The sequence below is a fragment of the Micromonospora costi genome (genome assembly GCF_003626655.1).
Taxonomy (GTDB): Bacteria; Actinomycetota; Actinomycetes; order Mycobacteriales; family Micromonosporaceae; genus Micromonospora; species Micromonospora costi.
In genome coordinates, this window is record NZ_RBAN01000001.1 from 1,194,088 (window position 1) to 1,217,707 (window position 23,620).

15 protein-coding genes are annotated in these 23,620 nt (G+C 75.0%); 3 read left to right on the forward strand and 12 right to left on the reverse strand.

Annotated elements, in window-relative coordinates; genetic code table 11:
* Positions 1–22: 22 nt before the first annotated feature.
* Positions 23–2,479: a glycoside hydrolase family 2 protein gene (locus D7193_RS05385; RefSeq protein WP_120779280.1), complete on the reverse strand. Its 2,457-nt coding sequence runs from the start codon at positions 2,477–2,479 to the stop codon at positions 23–25.
* Between the two features lie 73 nt (positions 2,480–2,552).
* Positions 2,553–4,853, reverse strand: a complete 2,301-nt coding sequence (locus D7193_RS05390) for a bifunctional diguanylate cyclase/phosphodiesterase (protein ID WP_120778205.1) — start codon at positions 4,851–4,853, stop codon at positions 2,553–2,555.
* Between the two features lie 216 nt (positions 4,854–5,069).
* On the opposite strand from D7193_RS05390, the gene D7193_RS05395 reads away from it, so the two are divergent.
* Positions 5,070–5,447 (forward strand): PH domain-containing protein, encoded by a 378-nt coding sequence (locus tag D7193_RS05395; RefSeq protein ID WP_120778206.1) that lies wholly within the window; start codon positions 5,070–5,072, stop codon positions 5,445–5,447.
* On the opposite strand, the gene D7193_RS05400 is transcribed toward D7193_RS05395, so the two are convergent.
* Positions 5,441–6,367: a 2-hydroxyacid dehydrogenase gene (locus D7193_RS05400; protein WP_120778207.1), complete on the reverse strand. Its 927-nt coding sequence runs from the start codon at positions 6,365–6,367 to the stop codon at positions 5,441–5,443. The two genes, D7193_RS05395 and D7193_RS05400, sit on opposite strands and share 7 nt — an antisense overlap.
* 84 nt (positions 6,368–6,451) lie before the next feature.
* On the opposite strand from D7193_RS05400, the gene D7193_RS05405 reads away from it, so the two are divergent.
* Together D7193_RS05405 and D7193_RS05410 are read left to right on the forward strand one after the other, a co-directional pair.
* The gene (locus D7193_RS05405; RefSeq protein ID WP_120778208.1) at positions 6,452–7,630 is read left to right on the forward strand and encodes a PQQ-dependent sugar dehydrogenase; all 1,179 of its coding nucleotides are present in this window, start codon (positions 6,452–6,454) and stop codon (positions 7,628–7,630) included.
* A 25-nt stretch (positions 7,631–7,655) separates the two neighbouring features.
* Positions 7,656–9,227 carry a metallophosphoesterase gene (locus D7193_RS05410; RefSeq protein WP_120778209.1) on the forward strand — a complete coding sequence of 524 codons (1,572 nt, stop codon included), beginning with the start codon at positions 7,656–7,658 and terminating at the stop codon, positions 9,225–9,227.
* A 195-nt stretch (positions 9,228–9,422) separates the two neighbouring features.
* Here the strand turns inward: D7193_RS05410 and D7193_RS05415 are convergent, their stop codons facing one another.
* The 9 genes from D7193_RS05415 to D7193_RS05455 form a co-directional block, all read right to left on the reverse strand.
* Positions 9,423–11,783 (reverse strand): transketolase-like TK C-terminal-containing protein, encoded by a 2,361-nt coding sequence (locus tag D7193_RS05415; RefSeq protein WP_120779281.1) that lies wholly within the window; start codon positions 11,781–11,783, stop codon positions 9,423–9,425.
* A gap of 127 nt (positions 11,784–11,910) precedes the next feature.
* Positions 11,911–13,410, reverse strand: coding sequence for an Asp-tRNA(Asn)/Glu-tRNA(Gln) amidotransferase subunit GatB (gatB, locus tag D7193_RS05420; RefSeq protein WP_120778210.1), 1,500 nt, complete (start codon positions 13,408–13,410; stop codon positions 11,911–11,913).
* A 13-nt stretch (positions 13,411–13,423) separates the two neighbouring features.
* Positions 13,424–14,899, reverse strand: a complete 1,476-nt coding sequence (gene gatA / locus D7193_RS05425) for an Asp-tRNA(Asn)/Glu-tRNA(Gln) amidotransferase subunit GatA (RefSeq protein ID WP_120778211.1) — start codon at positions 14,897–14,899, stop codon at positions 13,424–13,426.
* A 67-nt stretch (positions 14,900–14,966) separates the two neighbouring features.
* The gene (gene gatC / locus D7193_RS05430; protein WP_120778212.1) at positions 14,967–15,272 is read right to left on the reverse strand and encodes an Asp-tRNA(Asn)/Glu-tRNA(Gln) amidotransferase subunit GatC; all 306 of its coding nucleotides are present in this window, start codon (positions 15,270–15,272) and stop codon (positions 14,967–14,969) included.
* 243 nt (positions 15,273–15,515) lie between these two features.
* On the reverse strand, positions 15,516–18,524 hold the full coding sequence (locus tag D7193_RS05435; protein ID WP_120778213.1) for a bifunctional diguanylate cyclase/phosphodiesterase: 3,009 nt from the start codon (positions 18,522–18,524) through the stop codon (positions 15,516–15,518).
* Positions 18,525–18,726: 202 nt separating this feature from the next.
* On the reverse strand, positions 18,727–20,862 hold the full coding sequence (ligA, locus tag D7193_RS05440) for an NAD-dependent DNA ligase LigA (RefSeq protein ID WP_120778214.1): 2,136 nt from the start codon (positions 20,860–20,862) through the stop codon (positions 18,727–18,729).
* A gap of 262 nt (positions 20,863–21,124) precedes the next feature.
* Positions 21,125–22,117, reverse strand: a complete 993-nt coding sequence (locus tag D7193_RS05445; protein ID WP_241562819.1) for an ADP-ribosylglycohydrolase family protein — start codon at positions 22,115–22,117, stop codon at positions 21,125–21,127.
* Between the two features lie 42 nt (positions 22,118–22,159).
* Positions 22,160–22,528 (reverse strand): VOC family protein, encoded by a 369-nt coding sequence (locus tag D7193_RS05450; protein ID WP_174242551.1) that lies wholly within the window; start codon positions 22,526–22,528, stop codon positions 22,160–22,162.
* Positions 22,529–22,564: 36 nt separating this feature from the next.
* Entirely contained in the window at positions 22,565–23,569 is a 1,005-nt protein-coding gene (locus D7193_RS05455) for a uroporphyrinogen decarboxylase/cobalamine-independent methonine synthase family protein (protein WP_120778217.1), read from the reverse strand.
* Between the last annotated feature and the right edge of the window lie 51 nt (positions 23,570–23,620).

Sequence of the window (23,620 nt, forward strand, 5' to 3'; positions counted from 1 at the left end):
CGAGCCGGGCCAGCCCTCGGCGTCACCGGCCGGCGGGCGGCAGGTCGTTGACGCAGCGCAGCACGGGTCGGCTCGTGAGCGCCGCCGGGTCCAGCGGCGCGTCCGCGCTGACCGTGAACGTGGCCGACTCGCCCGGCAGCAGGGTGACCAGGGCCTCGTCGACCGTCGCCGCCGGGTCGAGGCGGTCCGGGAAGAGGGTCAGGTCCCGCAGCACCGTCCCAGCCGTCACCCGGACCCGCTGGCCGCCGTCGACCGGCGCGACCGTCGCGTCCAGCTCCGCCGCCGGCCACTCGACGTCCCGGTCCTCGGCGAAGAACCACAGTGCCCGCTCGGCGGTGTCGCCGGCCTCCGCGACCAACAGCTCGCGCCGGGCCTCGTCCGGCCGGGCCAACTCCGGGGGCAGCTCCAGCTCCACCGAGGCGTACGCCGGTACGTCGAGGTCGACCGAGGTCTTCGCCCTCGGCTCCCCGGCCAGGGTCAGCCGGGCGACCGACGCGCTGGCCCGCCACGCCGTCCCGCCGTCGTTGACCGCCACCACGACCAGCCCTCCGTCACGGGGCTGGACGGTGAGAAGCCGGTCCGCGTACGCGCGGCGCAGCGCGTACCAGAGCGGCTTGCGCCGTCCGTCGCCGTCCACAGCGGACCAGGAGGTCACCGGCCAGCAGTCGTTGAGCTGCCAGACGATGGTGCCCATGCAGATCGGCCGCAACGACCGGAAGTGCTCCACCCCGAGGCGGATGGCCCGCGCCTGGTTGAGCTGGGTCAGCCAGTGCCAGTCGTCGAAGTCGCGGGGCGCCGGCAGGTGCGCGTCGAGGCCCCGCCGGAGTTTGGCGTCACCGTCGGCGGCCTTCTGGTGGTGCGCCATGCCGGGCGAGTCGTGGGCGAGCGGGTCGTCGGAGAGAGCCCGGCGCAGCGTGGCGTACGCCGGGGGCGCCTGGTAGCCGAACTCGGCCACGAACCGTGGCGTGTACGCGCGGTACCGCGCGTAGTCGTCGGTGTTCCAGACGTCCCAGATGTGGGTGGTGCCGTGCGCCGGGTCGTTGGGGTGCACGTCCTCGCTGCCCGACCAGGGGCTCCCCGGCCAGTACGGGCGGGTCGGGTCGAGGTCGGCCACCACCCGGGGCAGCAGGTCGAAGTAGTAGCCGTGCCCCCAGGTGCGCCCCGCGAGGGGCTCCTGCCAGCCCCAGTCGTGCCAGCCCCAGATGTTCTCGTTGTTGCCGGTCCAGAGCACCAGCGACGGGTGCGCGGCGAGCCGCGTCACCTGCTCCCGCGCCTCCGCCTCGACCTCGCCGCGGAACGGCTCTTCCTCCGGGTACGCGGCGCACGCGAAGAGGAAGTCCTGCTGCACGAGCAGCCCCCACTCGTCGGCGAGGTCGTAGAAGTCGTCCGACTCGTACCGGCCGCCGCCCCAGACCCGCAGCAGGTTGACGTTGGCCTCGGCGGCCTGCGTGAGCCGCTCGGCGAGCCGGGCACGGGTGACCCGGGTGGGGAACACGTCGTCCGGGATCCAGTTCACCCCGCGCACCACCACCGGCACGTCGTTGACGTGCAGCGTGAACGCCGAACCGTGGGCGTCCGGCGCCGTGTCCAGACGCACCGAGCGGAAGCCGATCCGCCGGGACCAGACGTCGAGCGTCCCGCCGTCCGGGGTGGACAGCGTGACGTCCAGCAGGTGGCGGGCCGGCTCGCCGTACCCCCGGGGCCACCAGCGTGCCGGCTCGCGGACGGTGAGGGTGAGCACGGCGTCGCGCTCCCCCGGCGGGATCGTCACCTCGCCGCTCGCGCCGGCCACCGCGGCGCGGACCGTGAGCGGCGCGTCGCCGGCCCGTTCGACCTCGACGTGCAGCTCCACCCGGCCGTCCGCGCCGTCGAGGGTCACCAGCGGGCGCACGTGCGCCAGCCGTGCCGTCGACCAGGCGTGCAGCCCGATCGGCTGCCAGATGCCGGCCGTGACGAGGGTCGGCCCCCAGTCCCAGCCGAAGTTGCAGGCCATCTTCCGGATGAACCCGAACGGCTCCGGGTAGGCGTTGGGCCGGTCACCGAGCCGGTCGCGGTGCGCCTCGGCGTACCGGTAGGCGGAGTCGAAGCGTACGGCCAGGGTGTTGTCGCCGGCCCGCAGCAGCGACCGGACGTCGAAGCGGTAGCCGCGGTGCATGTTCTCCGTACGCCCGACCTCGACGCCGTTGACGCTGACCGTGGCCATCGTGTCCAGACCCGCGCAGACCAGTTCGACCCGGTCCTCGTCGCCCGGCTCGTGCCGGAAGGTGGTCTCGTAGACCCAGTCCGTGCGCCCGATCCACGCCACCGCGTGCTCGTTGTCGTCGAGGTACGGGTCGGGGATCAGTCCCGCGGCGAGCAGGTCGGTGTGCACGCAGCCGGGAACCGTGGCCGGCACGGCCCGACCGGCGACTTCCGCCGGCACCTGCGGCCCCGGTACGGCCCGCAGCACCCACCCCTCGTGCAACGCCTGCCGGCTCACGACGTCACCGCGCCTTTCCTGGGCCGTCCTCGGTCCGGCGGCCACCGGGCTCGGCGCCCACCGGCACCCGACGCTAGGCCAGATCGCCGCCGCCGGCCAGATCCGGCCGGGGAGCGGGATCACCGGGACGCCGGCCGAACTCCTCGAAGTACGCCTCGACGCGTTCCGCGGTCACCGGCCGGGCGAGGGCGAAACCCTGCCCGTACCGGCAGCCGGCCCGGTACGCACCGTCGAGCTGGGCCGCCGACTCCACGTCCTCGACCACCACCTCGACGCCGAGCCGGTCGCCCAGGTTCACCACCACGTCGATGAGCGGGCGCGGCGCCTCCGGGGTCGGGTCGACCAGGGTGGCGCCGACCTTCAGCAGGTCGATGGGCAGCCGGCGAAGCTGCGCGAGCGAGGCGTGTTCGGCGCGGAAGTCGTCCAGGGCGGTACGGACACCGAGCGAGCGTAGCCCGGCCAGCCGGGCGACCACGGTGGACAGTTCCGGGCCGACCCGCGGTTCGGCGACCTCGACCACCAGCCGGTCCGGCGGCACGTCGTACGCGGCCAGGATCGCGGCCGTGCGCGCCACGAAGTCCGGGGTGGTGAGTTCCCGGGTGGTGACGTTCACGGCCATCCAGAGGTCACGGTTGCCCGCGGACCACTCGGCGAGCTGCCGGCACGCCCGGTCCAGCACCCACCACTCCAGCTCGCCGACGATGCCCAGGTCCTCGGCGACCGGAAGCAGCTCGGCGGGCAGCACCGTACCGAGCACCGGGCTGCGCCAGCGCAGCAACGCCTCGGTGCCGACGGGCAGCCGGTCGGCCAACCCGACGACCGGTTGGTAGACGAGGTCCAGCTCGCCCCGGGCGACCGCGCCGGGCAGCTCGCGCTCCAGGTCGAGCCGGCGGACCAGCTGCTCCTCCAGGAACGCGTCGTACCACTCGACCCGGTCCCGGCCGAGCTGCACGGCGCGCCGGCGGGCCAGGTCGGCCTGGCGGAGGACGTCGTCGGGCCCGTGGGCGGTGACCTCGGCGAGGCCGATGCTCGCCTGCACCCGCAGCACCGCCCGGCCGAACCGGTACGGCTCGGTGAGCGCGGCGAGCAGGCGGGTGCCCAGCGCGTACGCCAGCACCGGTCCCGCCGCGGTGACCACCGCGAACCCGGCGCCTCCCGCCGCCGCGACCAGGTCCCGGGGACCGATGACCGCACGGGCGCGGTGGACGGCCTCGGCCAGCACGTCGTCGCGGAGCGTCGCGGGGACGACCTCGGCTCCGGGCGTGTGCAGGTCCACCACCAGCAGGGCGCCGGCCGGCGGCGGGGCGTCGGCCAGCTCGGCGAGGGCGCGCAGCAACGCCGGGCGGTCGGCGGGCCCGGCGGCGGGCGGTTCCGGCACGGCGGGCACCGCTTCCGCTCGGTGGTCCGGGTCCCGGTCGGGGCGGTGCGCCCGGGGCTGCTCCGCGGCGGGGCTGGCGGAGCGGGCGGTCCGGTCGGCGGCGCGGAACAGCTCGCGGACCACGAGCGACGGCACCACGGCGAGGGCGAGCAGCACGGTGGTGCGGTCCGGCTGCCGGCCGGACCCGACGTGCGGGGCCGTGGCCAGGAGCAACGCCGCCGCGGGAACCACCGCGCGGAGCCAGACGGGCGCCGACCGGACGGGCCCCGGCGCGGCCGCGACCGCGCGACCCGCGCCCACGGCGACCAGCAGCATCCCGAGCGTCAGCGGCGGTACGGCGAGCAGGGCCGCCCGGCCGCCCAGCCCGGCGGGTGCGAGCGCGGCCAGCAGCACCAGCCCGAGCAGCGTGAGCAGCACGCCGCCGCGGCAGGTGGCGGCACCCGGCCGGCGGTGCGCCCCGGTCAGCGCGCTGAGCGCGGCCATGCCGAACGCGCCGAGCGCCACCGCCGCCACCAGGCTGATCGGTGTCGCGGCCGTCGACCGGGGCATCAGCAGCCAGCTGGCCAGGATCAGGCCGACCGCCGGGGTGCCCGCCTCGGCGAACCGGCGCAGCCGCACGCGGGCCGGCGGTTGCGCCCGGCCGGGCAGCCGGAGCAGACCGACACCGGCGAGACCCGCGACCGCGACGGGGCCGGCGGCGGACGCGATCCGGTGCCACGGGCTCAGCAGCGGCGGCACGGCGGCGGTCAGCCCGGCCGCCACGACGGCGGCGCCGAGCAGGAGGACGGCCGGACGGGACGGGGAGCGGGCGGCGAGCCGGGAGAGGCGTACGCCGGCGAGCGTGGCACCCACACCGCCGGCGAGGGCGACCACGGCCGCGGCCGGGAGCAGGCCGACGGCACCGGCGAGGACGAGGGGCGCGAGCAGCGCCAGGGCGGTGGCCTCCGGCGTCGGCCGGCGGCGGACGAGGGTGTGGAGGGGCGGGGCGAGGAGCACGGCGGTCGCCTTCGCGAGGGGGCACGGGGGCGGTGCGGCGGTGCCGGGCGCCGGACGCTCGCGTCCGGTGCCCTAGGTCGGGGAACGATCGGGGGCCGGCGCTGGTTACGCAGCCACGCCCACCGGGAGCGGTGATCCGCGTCACGGTACGGGCCGTCGCCCGCTCCGGCACCGCCCGACGCACGGCACCGCGGGCGGGGGTGGGATCATCGCAGGGTGAGTAGGCCCGACACCGTCCGTTTCCGGCACAACCAGGCCATCCTGGCCGCGTCGATCATCGCGTTCATCGGCGCGCTGCCGTTGGCCAACGCCCGGGCGTACCTGTCGCTGGTGCTGCTCGTCCCGCTCGCCGTCGGCGTCTGGGCCTGGCGGTCCGGCACCGACGCGGACGCGCGCGAGCTGCGGGTGCGGGCGCTCGTCGGCCAGCGCCGGATCCCCTGGGAGCGGGTGGCCGAGCTGGCCACCGACCCGCGCGGGCGGGCGGTCGCTCGCCTCGACGACGGCCAGGAGATCCTGCTGCCGGCCGTGAGCGGCAGCGACCTGCCCCAGCTCGTCTCGGCCACCGGCCAGGCGCTGCCCGACACGACTCAGTAGCCGTCGACCACCGTGTTGATCAGCGGCTGACCGGCCGCGAACCGCCGCACCTGGTCGCCCACCAGCCGGTACGCGCGGGGCAGCAGGCCCCGCACCGACCCCGCGACGTGCGGGGTGAGCAGCACGTTGGGCATCTCCCACAGCGGGTGGTCGGCGGGCAGCGGCTCCGGGTCGGTGACGTCCAGCGCCGCGGAGATACGCCCCGTGGCGAGCTCGGCCACCAGCGCCTCGGTACGGGCCACCGGGCCCCGGGCGGCGTTGACCAGCAGCGCCCCGTCCCGCATCGCGGCCAGGAACGCCGCGTCGACCAGGCCGCGGGTCTGCTCGGTGAGCGGCACCAGCACCACGACCACGTCGGCGTCCGGCAGCAGCCGGGGCAGCTCCTCCACGCCGTACACGCCCTGTTCGGGCCGGGCCGTCCGGGCCACCAGCGTGAAGTCGACGTCGAACGGGGCGAGCCGGTCCCGCACGGCGGTGCCGATCGAACCGGCGCCGACGATGAGCACCCGCTTGCCGGTCAGCTCGTCGGTGGGCGCCACCGCGTCGAACGCCCACTCCCGGCGAGCCTGCGCCCGCGCGAAGACGGGGAAGGCCCGCAACTGGGCGAGGATCGCCGTGACGACCCACTCGGCGGTGGACGGGTCGTGCACGCCACGGGCGTCGCAGAGCGTCACCCCGTCCGGAGTCCGGCCCACCCAGGCGTCCGCACCGGCGGAGAGCAGTTGCACCACCTCGAGATCGGGCAGCTGGTGCAGGAGCGCGGTCGCGTCCGAACCGGAGAGGAACGGCGGCACCCAGAAGCGGACGCCGGCCGTGTCGGACGGCAGCTTGTCGGGGTGGCCGGCGACTTCGACGGTGACCTCCGGCGGCAGCTCACCGAGGAGCTTCAGCCCGGCCTCGTGCGGAATCCATACCTTCACGCCCGCCGACGATAGCCCCCGTCCAGAGGGGCGACGCCGGCGCACACCCGGTGCGGAGCCGCCCGGCGGGTTACCCTGGGCCGGGTGAGCGTCCGTCCCCCGACGTACCCGCGCATCCGCCGCGCCCGCGCGGCACTCGCGGCGTCCTGCGCGGCACTGCTGCTGGCGGCCACCGGGTGCAGTTTCGGTGAGCCGGATCCCGACCCGGCGGGTGAACCGCCGACGTTCCCCACCCCGTCGGCGTCCGCGAGCCCGGGCGGCGCCGGCCAGCAGGTGGTGGCCACGGTGCTGGCCAAGGGCCTGCGGGTGCCGTGGGCGATCGGCTTCCTGCCCGACGGCGGCGCGCTCGTGACCGAACGCGACAGCGGCCGGATCCTCAAGGTCGGCCCGGAGTCGGGCCCGGACGGGCTGCGGGTGAGCGTGGCGCAGACCATCGCCGACGTGGCCGCCGCCGGCGAGGGCGGGCTGCTCGGCATCGCGATCTCCCCGGACTACCAGCGGGACCGGACGCTCTTCGTCTACTACACGACGGAGCGCGACAACCGGATCGCCCGGCTGCGGCTCGGCGAGGAGCCGACGCCCATCGTCACCGGCATCCCGAAGGCGGGGGTCCACAACGGCGGCGGCCTGGGCTTCGGCCCGGACGGGCAGCTCTACGCGAGCACCGGGGACGCGGGCGAGCGCCCCAACTCGCAGAACGTGAAGAGCCTCGGCGGGAAGATCCTGCGGATCACCCGGGACGGCAAGCCGGCGACCGGCAACCCGTTCCCCGACTCGCCGGTCTGGTCCCTGGGCCACCGCAACGTGCAGGGCTTCGCCTGGGACAGCGCCAAGCGCATGTACGCCGTGGAGTTCGGCCAGAACACCTGGGACGAGATCAACCAGATCGAGAAGGGCAAGAACTACGGCTGGCCGGAGGTGGAGGGGCGCAGCGACGACAAGCGCTTCGTGAACCCCATCACGCAGTGGTCGACCGCCGACGCCTCCTGCTCCGGCCTGGCCGCCGTGGAACGGCTCCTGGTCACCGCATGCCTGCGCGGCAAGCGGCTCTGGGTGGTCGAGCTGACCGACACCGGCACGGTGCTCGGCCAGCCGCGGGAGTTGCTCACCAACCGCTACGGGCGCCTGCGGGCGGTGGCCGCCGCACCCGACGGGTCGATCTGGGTGACCACGTCCAACCATGACGGGCGCGGCGAGCCGGCCCCCGAGGACGACCGCATCCTGCGGTTGGTCTTCGCCGACGGCGGCGCCGGACGAAGCTGACCGGCGACGGGCCAGAATCGTCGACATGGACGGGAACACCAACGAGCAGCCGCCCGCCGGGGAGGAGACCCCGGCGGGCGTACGCCGGCGCCCGTGGCCGCTGCGTCGCGGCGCCGCACCGACCGGCGTACGCCGCTCGCTGCGCATGGCCGGGGTGACGCTCGCCGTGGTGCTGGTGAGCCTGGCCGGCGTGGTGCTCGGCGTGTTCGCGGGCGGCCGCGTCGACACCGACATCGGCCCGTTCCAGGCGACCCTCACGCTCACCCCGGACACGTCCGGGGGCACCACGGTCGACATCCCGCCGCTCGGCGCGCTCCTGCTCGACAGCCACGACGGGCCCACCCACCTGACCGTCCGGCTCGGGGCGCTCGACCAGATGCGCACCGAGGCGCTCATCGACGACCCGGCGAGCATCCAGCGGGCGAGCGTCTCCGCCGTCGAGGACGTCCGCACCGGCGTGATGCGGCTCGGCCTGCGTACCGTGGCCTCCGCGGTGCTCGCCACGCTGCTGCTGGCCGCACTGGTCTTCCGCAACGTGCGCCGCACCGCCCTGTCCGGCGTCCTGGCGCTGGTGGTCAGCCTCGGCAGCCTGGGCGCGGCCGCCGGGACCCTACGCCCGCAGGCGATCGAGGAGCCCCGGTACGAGGGCCTGCTCGTCAACGCGCCCGCGATCGTCGGTGACGCGCGGCGGATCGCCAACGACTACACCCGGTACGCCGAGCAGCTCCAGCGGCTCGTGGGCAACGTCAGCCAGCTGTACACGACAGTGTCCGGGCTGCCGGTGTTCGAGCCGGCGCCCGACACGACCCGGGTGCTGCACGTGTCGGACATGCACCTCAACCCGACGGGCTGGTCGCTGATCCGGACGGTGGTGGAGCAGTTCGACATCGACGTGGTGATCGACACCGGCGACATCACCGACTGGGGCAGCGAGCCCGAGGCCTCGTTCGTCGGCTCGATCGGGGTGCTGAAGCGCCCGTACGTCTACATCCGGGGCAACCACGACTCGGGCCGTACGGCGGCGGCGGTGGCGCGGCAACCGAACGCGATCGTGCTGAACAACTCGACCACCACGGTCGCGGGGCTGACCATCGCCGGCATCGGCGACCCTCGCTTCACCCCGGACAAGAACACCTCACCCGCCGGGAGCGGGCTCACCAAGCCGGTGGCCGAGCAGGTGATCGGGGCCGGCGAACAGCTCGCGGCGACCGTCCGCAACTCGCCGCGGCCGGTGAACATCGCGCTGGTGCACGATCCGGCGTCCGCCGGGCCGCTCTCCGGCACCTGCCCGCTCGTGCTGGCCGGGCACACCCACGCCCGGCAGGTGTCCATGCTGCCCCAGCAGCCGGGTCTCGGGCCGACTCAGCTCATGGTGGAGGGCTCCACGGGCGGCGCCGGGCTGCGCGGCCTGGAGGGCGAGAAGCCCACCCCGCTGTCGATGAGCGTCCTCTACTTCGACAAGGACAAGCTGCTCCAGGCGTACGACGACATCACCGTGGGCGGCACCGGCCAGGCCCAGGTGAACCTGGAGCGCCACGTCATCAAGGACCCCCAGGCCGGCGAACCCGTCCCCGTAACCCCCACCCCGACACGCTAACCCGCCCCGCCCCTTAGCCCCGCCCCTTAGCCCCGTCGATCATGCAGTTGTGGTGGGGGGTGAACGGGACATATCCCCGCGCAACAGGCACCACAACTGCATGATCGCCGGGGGCGGGGGCGGGGGCGGGGGCGCGGGGCGCGGGGAGCGGGGGCGGGGGCGGGAGCGGGAGCGGGAGCGGCGGGGCAGGGCGGGTTAGCGGCGCAGGGTTAGGGCGGCCAGGGCGGCGTTCACGATGCTGCCGGGGAGCAGGTCGTGCAGCTCGTACAGTTCGGCGACGCTTCCGGACTGGCCGAACTCGTCCACCCCGAGCGGCACCGCCGGCACGCCGAGCGCCGACCCGAGCCACGCCATCGCGTGCGACGCGGCGTCGTGCACGGTCACCACCGGCGCCCGGTCGTCGAAGGCCGACCGGAGCGCGCCCGGCACACTCGGCACGGTCGCCGTACGCACACCCTGCCGCAGCGTGCGCTGCCACGCCCGGTAGAGCCGGTCCAGCGAGGTGATGTCCACGACGTGCGCGGCGATGCCCTCCTCGGCCAGTTCCGCAGCGGCGGTCAGCACCTCGGGCAGCACCGCGCCGGACGCGGCGAGCTGCACCACGGGCGCGTCGGCGAGGTGCGGGTACGCCTGGTGGGCGTCCACGAGCCGGTACGCCCCGGCGACCACCTGCCGGCGCAGCACCGCGTCGCCGAGCCGCGCCCGGGCCGCCTCGAACGGCGCCTGGTCGAGGGGGCGGGTGCTGAGCCGGAAGTAGTACGCGCCGTCCTCGGTGGGGGCGGCGGTCGCCGGCGGCGGGGAACCGGCGGCGATCTGGCCCAGGGCGTCGCAGAGCAGCCAGTCGAGGGTGACGGCGTACGCGGGCTCGACGAAGGTGACCCCGGGCAGCTCCAGGCCGACCGAGGCGGTGATGGTCGACTGGTGGGCGCCGCCCTCGGGGGCCAGCGTGATGCCGGACGGGGTGCCGGCGACCACGAACCGGGACCCGGAGTACGTGCCGTAGAGGAAGGCGTCCAGGCCGCGCAGCACGAACGGGTCGTAGACCGTGCCGACCGGCAGCAGCGGCTGCCCGGAGAGGTCCCAGGCGAGGCCGAGCTGACCCAGCAGCAGGAACAGGTTCATCTCCGAGATGCCCAGCTCGATGTGCTGACCGGCCGGGCTCTCGGTCCAGCGCAGCATCCGGTCCTCGTTCCAGGAGCGCTGCGCGGTGGGGGCGAACACCCCGGTCTTGTTGATGAACCCGGCGAGGTTCGTGGACGTGGCCACGTCCGGGGCGGTGGTCACGAGGTAGCGGCCGACCTGCGGGTCGCGCGCCAGGTCGACGAGCACCCGGCCGAAGACCTCCTGCGTGGAGATCGGCTTGTTGGCGCGTACGCGGGTGGTCTCCGGAACGGCGACGCCCAGCGCACGCTCGCGCGGCACGCGGGACAGCGCCTCCCGACGCTCGCCGGCCCGGATTCCGGCCGCGGTGGCCGGGTCGAGCCGGTCCCACTCGGTCTGCGCGGTCAGGCCGTGCGCGGCGCGCAGCGCGTCGACCTGCTCGGTGGTGAGCAGCGCCGAGTGGTTGCGCGGGTTGCCGGCGATGGGCAGCCCCCAGCCCTTCACGGTGTACGCGAACACGACGCTGGGCCGGTCGGTGACCGCGTCGCACTGGGCGTACGCGTCGAGCAGAGCCGCGAGGTCGTGCCCGCCGAGGTCGGTGACGAGCGGGCCCAGCTCGTCGTCGGGGATGTCCGCGATGAACGCGGCGACCGCCTCCGGCGCGCCGTCGAGGAACTGCTTGCGCAGCGCCGGACCGGCCAGCCCGAACAGCGACTGGTACTGCTCGTTCGGCATCGCGTCGATCCAGTCGCGCAGCGCGTCGCCACCCGGACGCGCGTACGCCGCGGCGAGCCGGCGGCCGTACTTGACCTCGACCACGTGCCAGCCGGCCGCCTCGAACTGGCCCCGCCACTGGTTGATCCGCACACCGGGGACCACCCGGTCCAGCGACTGGCGGTTGAAGTCGACGAGCCACATCACGTCGCCCAGCCCCGTGGTGGCCGGGTCGGCGACCGCCTCCCAGATGTTGCCCTCGTCCAACTCGGCATCGCCGATGAGCGCGATGAACCGGGACCGGGGCCGCGGGCCGAAGTGCGCGTCCACGTAGCGCCGGGTGGCCGCGGCGAACAGCGGCGCGGCGGCGCCGAGCCCCACCGAGCCGGTGGAGAAGTCGACCTCGTCCGGGTCCTTGGTGCGGGACGGGTACGACTGGAGGCCGCCCCGGGCGCGCAGCCGGGTGAGGTAGGAGCGGTCCAGGTTGCCCAGCAGGTACTGGATGGCGTGGAAGACCGGGGAGGCGTGCGGCTTCACGGCGACCCGGTCGGCGGCGTCCAGGTGCGCGATCCAGAGGGCCGTCATGGCGGTGACGAGCGACGCGCTGGACGCCTGGTGCCCGCCGACCTTCACCCCGTCGCCGGTGTCCCGGTCGTGGTTGGCCGCGTCCACGATCCGGGTGGCGAGCCAGAGCACCCGCCGCTGGATCTCGTCGAGGACATCGAGGTCGTGCTGGTTCACGATGGCTCCATCCCGGGCGTCGCCGTTGACGCCCTGGGTCGAGGGGTGCGGCACGGGTCGCGCGCCAACTCCGGGGGTACGGCGGGGGCCGCCGCCGGGTTCCGACGGCGGCCCTCCGAGGTGGTGCTCAGCCTTCGACGCCCAGGCGGGCCAGGATCAGCTCGCGGACCGTCTTCGCGTCGGCCTGGCCCTGCGTGCTCTTCATGACCGCGCCGACCAGCGCGCCGGCCGCCGCGACCTTGCCGCTGCGGACCTTGTCGGCGATGGCCGCGTTGGCGGCGATCGCCTCGTCCACGGCGGCGGTGAGCGCGCCGGTGTCCGACACGACCTCCAGGTTGCGGTTGGTCATGATCTCGGTCGGCGAGCCCTCGCCGGCCACCACGCCCTCCAGCACGACCCGGGCCAGCTTGTCGTTGAGCTTGCCGGCGTCGACGAGGCCCTGCAGCTCGGCGACCTGCGCCGGGGTGGCCCCGATGTCGGCCAGCTCCCGCCCGGTCTCGTTGGCCCGCCGGGACAGCTCGCCCAGCCACCACTTGCGGGCCGCCGCCGGGGTGGCGCCCGCGGCCACGGTCTGCTCGATCAGCTCGACGGCGCCAGCGTTGAGCACGGACTGCATGTCCAGGTCGGACAGCCCCCACTGCTCCTGGAGCCGCCGGCGGTGCACCCGGGGCAGCTCCGGCAGGGCCGCCTTCAGCTCGGCCACCCACGCCGGATCCGGCGCGAGCGGCACCAGGTCGGGCTCCGGGAAGTACCGGTAGTCGGTGGCGGTCTCCTTCGAGCGACCGGGGGTGGTGTCCCCCGTGTCCTCGTGGAAGTGGCGGGTCTCCTGCGTGATCCGGCCGCCCGCGTCGAGCACCGACGCCTGCCGCAGCATCTCCGAGCGGACGGCCCGCTCCACCGACCGCAGCGAGTTGACGTTCTTGGTCTCGGTGCGCGTGCCCCACTCCTCGCCGGGCAGGTTCAGCGACGTGTTCACGTCGCAGCGCAGCGAACCCTCCTCCATCCGCACGTCGGAGACGCCCAGCGAGCGGATCACGTCGCGCAGCTCCGTCACGTACGCCCGCGCCACCTCCGGTGCGAGCGCCCCGGTGCCGGGGATCGGCTTCGTGACGATCTCGACGAGCGGGATGCCGGCCCGGTTGTAGTCGACCAGCGACTCGGTGGCGCCGTGGATCCGGCCGGTGGCGCCGCCCACGTGCAGCGTCTTGCCGGTGTCCTCCTCGAGGTGCACCCGCTCGATGCCGATGCGGACGGTCTCGCCGTTCACCTCGACGTCCAGGTAGCCGTCGACGCACAGCGGCTCGTCGTACTGGCTGATCTGGAAGTTCTTCGGCATGTCCGGGTAGAAGTAGTTCTTCCGGGCAAACCGGCACCACTCGGCGATCGAGCAGTTCAGCGCCAGGCCGATGCGGATGGTCGCCTCGATGGCCGCCTTGTTGGCCACCGGCAGCGAGCCGGGCAGGCCCAGGCAGACCGGGCACACGCGGGTGTTCGGCTCGCCACCGAAGTCGGTCGGGCAGCCGCAGAACATCTTCGTCCGGGTGCCCAGCTCGACGTGGGTCTCCAGGCCGATCACCGGTTCGTAGCGCGCGACGACCTCGTCGTACGCGGGCAGTGTCGTCGTCATCGGTTCTCCTGCCTCACAGTGCCGGTGGGGTGAACGTGCCGACCGCGCTCTCCAGCGCGGCGGCGACCCGGTACATCCGGTCGTCGGCCATCGTCGGGGCCATGACCTGCAGACCGACCGGCAGCCCGTCGGACAGACCGCACGGCACCGAGATGCCGGGGCCGCCGTACAGGTTCGTCGGGATGGTGAACAGGTCGGCGAGGTACATCTGGTACGGGTCGGAGGTGCGCGCGCCGATCGGGAACGCCACGAACGGGGTGGTCGGCGAGATCAACGCGTCCACCTGCTCGAACGCCGCCGTGAAGTCGCGGGTGATCAGCGTACGGACCTTCTGCGCCTGCCCGTAGTACGCGTCGTAGTAACCCGACGAGAGCGCGTACGTCCCGATCATGATGCGGCGCTTGACCTCCGGACCGAAGCCGGCCTCCCGGGTCAGCGACATGACCTCCTCCAGCGACCGGTTGCCGTCGTCGCCGACCCGCAGGCCGAACCGGACGCCGTCGAACCGGGCCAGGTTGGAGGAGCACTCGCTGGGCGCGATCAGGTAGTACGCCGGCAGCGCGTAGGTGAAGTGCGGGCAGGAGATCTCGACGATCTCCGCGCCCAGCTTGGTGAGCGTGTCGACCGTGTCCCGGAAGACCGCCATCACGCCGGGCTCGGCACCCTCGCCGGAGAACTCGGTCACGATGCCGAGCTTCACACCGGTCAGGTCACCACTCGCGCCCCGCTTCGCGGCGGCCACCACGTCCGGCACGGGCTGCGGGATGGACGTCGAGTCGCGGGGGTCGTGCCCGCCGATCGCCTCGTGCAGCAGCGCGGCGTCCAGCACCGTACGCGCGCACGGGCCGGGCGTGTCCAGCGACGAGGAGAACGCGACCAGCCCGTACCGGGAGGTGCCCCCGTACGTCGGCTTCGCGCCCACGGTGCCGGTGACCGCGCCCGGCTGGCGGATCGACCCGCCGGTGTCCGAGCCGATCGCGAGCGGCGCCTCGTACGCGGCCAGCGCCGCCGAGCTGCCGCCGCCCGAGCCGCCCGGGATCCGGCTGAGGTCCCACGGGTTGCGCGACGGGCCGTACGCCGAGTACTCGGTGGAGGAGCCCATGGCGAACTCGTCCATGTTCGTCTTGCCGAGCATCACGGTGCCGGCCGCGCGCAGCCGCTCGACGATCGTCGCGTCGTACGGCGGGCGCCAGCCCTCCAGGATCTTCGACCCGACGGTGGTCGGCACGCCCTTCGTGGCGAGCACGTCCTTCACGGCCACCGGCACGCCGGCCAGCGGACCGAGCGGCTCACCGGCGGCGCGGCGCTCGTCGACCGCGCGGGCCGCGGCCAGCGCACCCTCGGCGTCCACGTGCAGGAACGCGTGCACCCGGTCGTCGACCGCGGCGATGCGGTCGAGGTGGGCCTGGGTGACCTCCACGGCGGAGGTCTCCCCGCCGGCCACCAGGGCGGCGATCTCCACCGCGGTCTTCGTGGTCAGGTCGCTCATGCCGCCGCCTCACTTCGCTCGCCGGCGCCTCGCGGCGACCGCGCGCTGATCCGCTCGCTGTGCCCGCTCATGACGCCAGGTCCTCGTTCAGGATCCGGGGGACGCGGAACCGCTGCTCCTCGACGTCGGGCGCGCCCGACAGCGCCTCCTCGGGGGTCAGGCACGGCGTCTCGACGTCCTCGCGGAGGACGTTCGTGAGCGGCACCGAGTGCGAGGTCGGCGGGATGTCCGCGGCGGCGACCGTGCCGACCTGGGCCACCGCCTGGAGGATCACGTCGAGCTGGCCGGCGAACGTGTCCAGCTCCTCCTCGGTGACGGCGAGCCGCGACAGGCGCGCGAGATGCGCGACCTCCTCGCGGGAGATGGCGGCCATCGGTGCCCCCTTCGTGACGGTCCTGTGTCCGGCCGGTGTGCCGACCACGCGGCAATACTGAGTGACGCGCGGTGACCGGAGCGAGTCTATTGTTCCGCGCCGGCCGGCCGCCCCCGACTCCCCCTCGCCCCGCCGGTCGGCGTGCGTGCCGGCGCGTCCCGGTCCGGCGCGTCGCCGTCGCCGCGGCGGGCCGGTCAGCGCGTGCCGGTCAGCGTGCGGGCCGGCGGCGGGCGCGCGGGCCGGTCAGCGTGCGGGCCGGCGACGCGTGTCCGGGTCGGGGCCGCCCGTGGGACGCACCGGGCGGTACCGGGCCAGCCAGGCGACCAGCTCCTCGGCCGGCATCGGCCGGGCGTAGAACCAGCCCTGGGCGGCGTCGCAGCCGGCCGCGTGCAGCATCCGCCAGGTGCGCTCGTCCTCGACGCCCTCGGCGACCACCCGCAGGCCGAGCGCGCCGGCCAGCTCGATCATCGACCGGACGATCGCGGCGTCGTCGGCGTCCTCGGCCATCCCGAGGACGAAGCTGCGGTCCACCTTGACCTCGGACAGCGGCAGGCGGCGCAGGTGTTGCAGCGACGAGTACCCGGTGCCGAAGTCGTCCAGGGAGATGGCCACCCCGATCCGGTGCAGGCGGGAGATGGTGGCCAGCACCCGCCGCGGGTCGGCCATCAACGCCCCCTCGGTGATCTCCAGCTGCAACCGCTCGGGCGGTACGCCGTACCGGGCCAGCCGGTCGGCGATCTGGTCGGCGATCTCACCCGTGTGCAGGTCGCGCACGCTCACGTTGAGCGCGGCCCGCAGCCCGACGCCGGCGGCCGACCACTTGGCCAGCTGTTCCACCACGTCGTCGACCACCCGCCGGGTGAGCAGCCGCATCACGGCACTCTGTTCGGCGACCCGGATCAGCTCCTCCGGGTCGACCATCCCGCGCCGCGGGTGCCGCCAGCGCAGCAGCGCCTCCACGCCCACCACCTCACCGGTCGCGATGGCGATCTGCGGCTGGTAGTACATGGTGATCTCGCCGACGTCGGGGTCCGCGTCGGCCCCCCGCTCGCCCGACCGTCTCCGGGGCTGGCGGACCGCCCGGAGCGGGTCCGCCCCGGGCACCGGGACGCCGACGCCCGCGACCGGCCCGGACACGGCACCGGGCACCGCGGCCTCGCCCGGCTCGACCGGTCCGAGCGGTGATCCGCCCTCGGCCGCGCGCGCAGCGTCGCTCCGGTCGGGCGCGTCGGTCGTCGGGCCGGCCGCCGCCGCGGGCGGGCCGGTCACCGGGCCGGCTGACGCCTCCGGCGGGCCGGTCACCGGGTCGGCTGGCGCCGCAGGCGGGTCGGTCACCGGGTCGGCTGGCGCCGCAGGCGGGTCGGTCACCGGGTCGGTCGCCGCCGCGGGCCGGTCAGTCGCCGGGCCGGCGTTCGGGCCGCGGGTGCCCGCGCCGGCCGCCCGATGCGCGGGGCCGGCGGTAGCGCCGCCGGCCGGACCGGGCGCCGCGCCCCCCGTGGCGCCGGCGGCCGGGCCACGGCCGTTGACGGGCCGCCGGTCGATGACCGAGCCCCGGTCGACCACCGCCGCCCCGGGACGCCCGGCCCGGCGGCGGACCGGGTCGGCGCCGGCCACGATCCGGCTGATCAGCTCGTCGTCGGGCACCTGCGCCGGACGCCGGCCCCGGCGGCGGGTCCACCACCGGCCGGTCCGGCTGCGCGTTCCGGCGGGTACCGCGAGCCCCGGACCGTCCCCGGCGGCCTCGCCGGGGACGCCGAGAGTCGCGCCGTCCCCGCCGCGCGTGCCGCCGTCGAGGAGGCCGGGCTCCCCCGCGTCGGGACCCGGCCGGCCGTTCGCCGCACCGGCGCTCACCGCCGGGCCGCTCGCCGCCGATCCGCTTGCCGCCGCGCCGGCTACCGCCGCGCCGCTCGCCGGCCGGTCGTAGTCGGCCGGGTCGTCGGCGGTGCCGCCCGTCTCGAGGACGCGGCGCAGGTCGGCCAGCAGGCCGAGCCGCTCGGCGGAGTTGTGGTCGGACTCGGCGGCGTACACGGCCACGGTGTCGTTGCGGTGCTTCGCGTCGTACATGGCGACGTCGGCGTGGCGCATGAGGGTGGCGAAGTCCTCGCCGTGCTCGGGGAACAGCGCGATGCCGATCGACCCGCCGACGTCCAGCGGCAGCCCGTCCAGCGGCACGGGCTCGGCGAGCGTACCGACCACCCGGTCGGCCAGCTCGCGGGCCTCGGCGACGTCCGTGAGCCCGGTCATCACGATCGCGAACTCGTCACCACCGAGCCGCGCCACCATCTCCCGGCCGGCGACCAACGCGGTCAGGCGCTGGCTGACCTCCACCAGCAGCCGGTCCCCCACCGCGTGCCCGAGGGCGTCGTTGACGTTCTTGAACCGGTCCAGGTCGATCAGCAGCAGCGCCAGGTGACCGTCGGGCTCGCCCCGAGCCGCGCGTTCGGCGTGCAGGTGCACCTGCTCCGCGACCTCGGCGAGCAGCGCCTTGCGGTTCGGCAGGCCGGTGAGCGGGTCCAGGGAGGCCAACTGCTGCTGCTCGACGGTGAGCCGGGCCATCCGGTAGACGGCGAAGAGGGGCACCAGCACCAGCGGGATCAGCGCCGCGCTCGTCCGGGCCGCGGCCACGAGCACCGGTGCGAGCAGCAGCAGCGACCCGGTGGAGAGCAACTCGAAGCCGAGACCCTGCCGGAAGCTCGGCCACCACCGGTCCCCGAAGCGCAGCCGCACGGCCATGCTCACCAGCAGGTAGTTGACCAGGAACCAGGCCACCGTGGCGCCGCCGACCGCCGCCACGTCCGAGCCGTGGAGCGCGCCGTCGGGAAAGACGGTGCCGGGCCCGAGCCGGGTGATGCCGTACGCGGCGGCGAGGGCGCAGGCGTACTGGCCGACGTTGAACGCCGTCCGCCAGGCGGCGTGCCGCAGCCGCCAACCGGAGACCACCACGGCGATCGCCTGCACCGCCACCGCCGGACCGAGCCCCCAGCCGAGGAGGATCGCGAAGGTGAAGCAGGTGGACGGGAAGACCGCCGAGGACTGCCGCCGGCCCGGTGGCACGAAGGGGCGGGCGTCGCACACCACCGCGAGCGCGGCCATCGTCCAGAACGCCACCGGAAGCCGGGGCACCTGCTCGGGCAGCGTCGCCAGTGGACCGGCGGCCACGAGCACCGCCAGGGCCAGGACGGCCGCGATGAAGGCGCTGAACGGCGCCACCCGCCCGGGCGGGACGACGTTGCGCGGGTCGGCGACCTCCATCACACCTCCCGGACAACGGTCGGCGTGCCCGTTCACACGCCGTGCACCAATGAAACGCCCTCGGTGCCGTCGTTCCCGGTATGACAGTCACGAATCGGTCGTAGTCGTAATTAACTTGGTATACGCCCCAGCGGGCGCGGACCTCCGCGATCGGCCGGCGTGGACCCGCGCCGGGATCGACACCGGATCGGCGGGACGGTGGTCAGCCCTCGACGGTGGCCACCTCGCGGGCGGCGTCCGGACCCGCGTCGAGCAGCCGCCGGAAGCCGTCCTCGTCGAGGACGGGCACCTTGAGGCTGGCCGCCTTGTCCGCCTTCGAGCCCGGGTTCTCACCCACCACCACGAAGCTGGTCTTCTTCGAGACCGAGCCGCTGACCTTGCCGCCCCGGCTCTGCACCGCCTCGGCCGCCTGGTCGCGCGAGAACCCGGCGAGCGTGCCGGTGACCACCACGGTGACACCCTCCAGCGGGCGGGGGCCCTCGTCGACCGCCTCCTCCGCCATGCGTACGCCCGCCTCGGCCCACTTCCGGACGACCTCGCGGTGCCAGTCGACGGCGAACCACTCGCGGATGCTCGCGGCGATCGTGGGGCCGACCCCGTCGACCGAGGACAGCTCCTCCTCGCTGGCCTCGTCGATCGCCTCGATCGAGCGGAAGTGCCGGGCGAGCGCCTGCGCGGCGGTCGGGCCGACGTGCCGGATGGAGAGCGCCACCAGCACACGCCAGAGCTCCCGCTCCTTCGCGACGGCCAGGTTGTCGAGCAGCTTGACGGCGTTGCTGCCGAGGCTGCCGTCCTTGTTGACGAAGAACGGCGACCGGGACAGCTGGTCGGCGTCGAGCTGGAAGAGGTCGCCCTCGTCGCGGATGATCTCCGCGTCGAGCAGGGCCGCGGCCCCCTTGTAGCCGAGGACCTCGATGTCGAACGCGCCGCGCCCGGCGAGGTGGAAGACCCGCTCGCGCAACTGCGCCGGGCAGCTGCGGGTGTTGGGGCAGCGGATGTCGACGTCGCCCTCCTTGGCCGGCGCGAGCGGCGTGCCGCAGGCCGGGCAGGTGGTGGGCATGACGAAGGCCCGGGCGTCGGCCGGGCGCAGGTCGACCACCGGCCCGAGCACCTCGGGGATCACGTCGCCGGCCTTGCGGATCACCACCGTGTCGCCGATCAGCACGCCCTTGCGTTCGACCTCGCGGGCGTTGTGCAGGGTGGCCAGCGCGACCGTGGAGCCGGCCACCCGGACCGGTTCGAGGACGGCGAACGGGGTGACCCGGCCGGTGCGCCCGACGTTCACGTCGATGTCGAGCAGCTTGGTGGTCACCTCCTCCGGCGGGTACTTGAAGGCGATCGCCCAGCGGGGCGCGCGGCTCGTGGAGCCGAGCCGGCCCTGGATGGAGACGGGGTCCACCTTGACCACCACGCCGTCGATCTCGTGCTCGACGTCGTGCCGGTGCTCGGCGTAGTAGGCGATGTACTCGGCGACACCGCCCAGGTCGGGCACCACCCGCCACCGGTCGCTGGTCGGCAGGCCCCACGCCTTCAGCGCCGCGTACGACTCGGACTGCGCCGCCGGGCGGAAGCCCCGGCGGGCGCCGATGCCGTGCACCACGAGGCGCAGCGGCCGTGACGCGGTGATCCGAGGGTCCTTCTGCCGCAGGCTGCCGGCGGCCGCGTTGCGGGGGTTGGCGAAGGGCGCCTTGCCCTGCTCCACGAGGCCCGCGTTGAGGTCGGCGAAGGCGGCCACCGGGAAGTAGATCTCGCCCCGCACCTCGAGGAACTCGGGCACGTCGGGGAACTCGGGCGACGGGGTGAGCTGGCCGGGCACGTCGCGGATGCTGCGCACGTTGGCGGTGACGTCCTCACCGTTGCGGCCGTCGCCGCGGGTGGCCGCCCGGACCAGCCGGCCGCGCTCGTAGGTGAGGTTGATGGCCAGGCCGTCGACCTTGAGCTCGCACAGGTAGGGCACGGGCCCACCCGCGTCGCGCTCGACCCGCTCGGCCCAGGCGGCGAGCTCCTCGTCGGCGAAGGCGTTGTCGAGCGAGAGCATGCGCTCGGCGTGCTGGACGGGGGTGAAGTCGGTGGAGAAGGTGCCGCCCACCCGCTGCGTGGGAGAGTCGGGGGTGCGCAGCGCCGGGTACTGCTCCTCCAGCGCCTCCAGCTCGCGCAGTTGCCGGTCGAACTCGGCGTCGGTGATCTTGGGCGAGTCGAGCACGTAGTAGCGGTACTGGTGCTCGGTCAGCTCGCGGCTGAGCGTGGTGTGCCGGTCCCGCGCCTCCGGGGTCGGCTCGCCGCCCGCCGCCGCCTCCTGCTCCGGGCTCACCTGCTGGCCGATCTGCTCCTCGGACACGCCGCCACCCTCAGACACTGGATCCGACCTCCCTGATCACGCTACCTGGGCGACCGTATCCGGCAGGTGCGACAAGCCGCCTCCCCACCCGCACCGCCCCCGCCCGCACACGCCGCCCCCGCCGCCCGGCCGCCACCGGCTCCCGGTGATCAAGAGGTTTGCGTCACCAAGTGCCCCGTCCGTGACGCAAAACTCTTGATCACGAGCGAAAAGGCCGGTGAAAGGCCGGCGGAACGCGGGCGCCCGCGGGCGGGAGGCCGGGTCAGGTGGTCAGGGCGGTCAGCTGGTCGGCGTACTCGATGCGGGTGGCCCAGTCGGCGGGCCAGGCGGCCAGGCCGGCGGCCGCGCCCACGAAGGCGCCGGCCAGCGCGGCGATCGAGTCGGAGTCGCCCGCCGTGGTGGCGCCCCGGGCCAGCGCGCCGACCGGGTCGTCGGCGTGCCGCACCGCGCAGTAGAGGGCGGTGACCAGCGCCTCCTCGGCCACCCAGCCCTCACCGGTGAGCCGGCACGGGTCGCCGCCGTCGTCGGGCCGGGCCAGCGCGTCGGCCAGCCGGCCCAGCGCGTCGAGGCACTCGTCCCAGCCCTGGGCCATGAACTCCCCCGGCGTCATCCCGCCGGGGCGTTGCCACAGGTCGCCGAGCCAGTCCGCCCGGTACACCCGCCGCTGCTCACGGGCCCGGTCGGCGAGCAGGCCGGGCAGCTCACCGAGCGCGGCGCCGTCGCGGAGCAGCCGCACCGCGTACGCGGTCAGCTCGCTGGCGGCGAGCCCGGTCGGGTGGCCGTGGGTCAGGCCGGCCTGGAGCTGGGCCAGCCCCGCGAGAGTGTCCAGGTCGACGTCGAGCAGCCCGACGGGGGTGACGCGCATGTTCGCCCCGCAGCCCTTCGAGCCGGCCACGGTGGCCTCCTGCCAGCGCAGCCCGCGGGCGAGGCCCGCGCAGGCCCGCAGGCAGGTCACGCCCGGCGCCCGGTCGTTGTCGGGGCTCGACGCCCAGTCGAGGAAGCGCCGGCGCAGGCGCGGCTCCACGGCCTCCGGCGCCAGGGCCGGGGCCTCGCGCAGCGCCCAGGCGACCGCCAGGGCCATCTGCGTGTCGTCGGTGACCAGCGCCGGATCGCCGACGAGGTCACGGGGGCCGGCCGGCCCGTACCGGCGCACGATCTCGGCGACCGGCAGGAACTCGGTCTCCTTGCCGAGGGCGTCGCCATAGGCGAGACCGAACAGCGAACCGGCGGCACGGTGGGGCGGGGCGTCGATCACTCGTGTGATCATGCCGGCCGGCCGCCGCCGGCACCACCGCCGTCAGTCCCAGCAGAGGCAGAACGGGTGGCCGGCCGGGTCGGCGTACACCCGGAAGCCCTCACCCTCGCCGGGCAGCCGCCGGGCGCCGAGGGCGAGCGCCGCCTTCTCGGCGGACTCGATGTCGTCGACCGTGACGTCCAGGTGGAACTGCTGGGGTCGCTCCGGGTCGGGCCAGGACGGCGGCCGGAGGTTGAGCGCCTTCTGGAACGCGATGCGCGGCTGGTGCCCGGGCGGCCCGCCGAGGACCACCCACTCGTCGCCGTCGGAGTTGGACTCGATCACGTCGAGGCCGAGCAGCTCCGCGTAGAACGCGGCCAGAGCCCGCGGATCCGGGCAGTCGATCACCGTCGAACGCAGCTGTCCAATCATGCCCGTCATCCTGCCCCCGCCGTACGACGGAAAACCTCACTCCTCGGCGAGCCGCCGCCCGGCGTCGCGGCACGCCGTGAGCACGGCCCGGGCGTAGTCGACGGTGGCGCCGGCCAGCCCGCAGGCCGGGGTGACCACGACCTGCCGCGGCAGGCGGGCACGGGGAAAGCCCAGGCGGTCCCAGAGCGTGCGTACCTGATCGGCCACCTGGGCCGAGGTCGGCGCGCGACCGGTCGACGGAGGTCGCGTGGGCGCGGCGCCGGCCAGCAGCCCGAGCCCCGCGTCGATCACCTCGCCGAGCGGGTCGAGGTCGGTCACCAGCGACAGGTCGAGGGCGACCCCGACGGCCCCCGTGGTGCGGATCAGCTCCAGCGGCACGTCCGGCGCGCAGCAGTGCACGACCGTCGGCACCCCGACCGTCTCGATGAGCGCGCGCAGCACGGTCGCGACGATGCCGGACTCCGCGGCCGGGTACGTGCCGAGCCCGCTCTCGGTGGGCACCCGCCCGGCGAGCACGGCCGGCAACGACGGCTCGTCGAGCTGGAGCAGCACGGACGCGCGGGGCAGCCGCCGGGTCACCGCCGCCACGTGGTCCCGGAGCCCTTCGGCGAGGGAACCGGCCAGGTCGCGGACCGCGCCCGGATCCCGCAGGAGCCGGCCGCCGATCGGCAGTTCCACGGCGGCGGCCAGCGTGAACGGCCCCCCGGCCTGCACCTTGACCGGCCCCGCATACCCCTCGGCCTGCTCGGCGAGCTGGTCGAGATCGCGTTCCATGAGGTCCCGGGCTCGGCGCAGGTCACGCCCGGGCCGTGGGGCGATCCGCCAGCGGGCCGCGTACAGCTCCACGGGCAGCTCGACCAGCAGGCCGGCCGTGCGGCCGATCAGGTCGGCGCCCGGGCCCCGGGCCGGCAGCTCCGGCAGGTGGGGCAGGGCGGGAAGCTCACCGAGGACGATCCGCTGCGCCTCGGCGATGTCGGTGCCGGGCAGGGATCCGATGCCGGTCGCCGCGCCGGCCGGCCACGGCCACGCCTGATCTGTCACGGCCGAAGGGTATCCGGTGCGGAAGCGACCCTGCCGGGGCGTTCGCCGCGT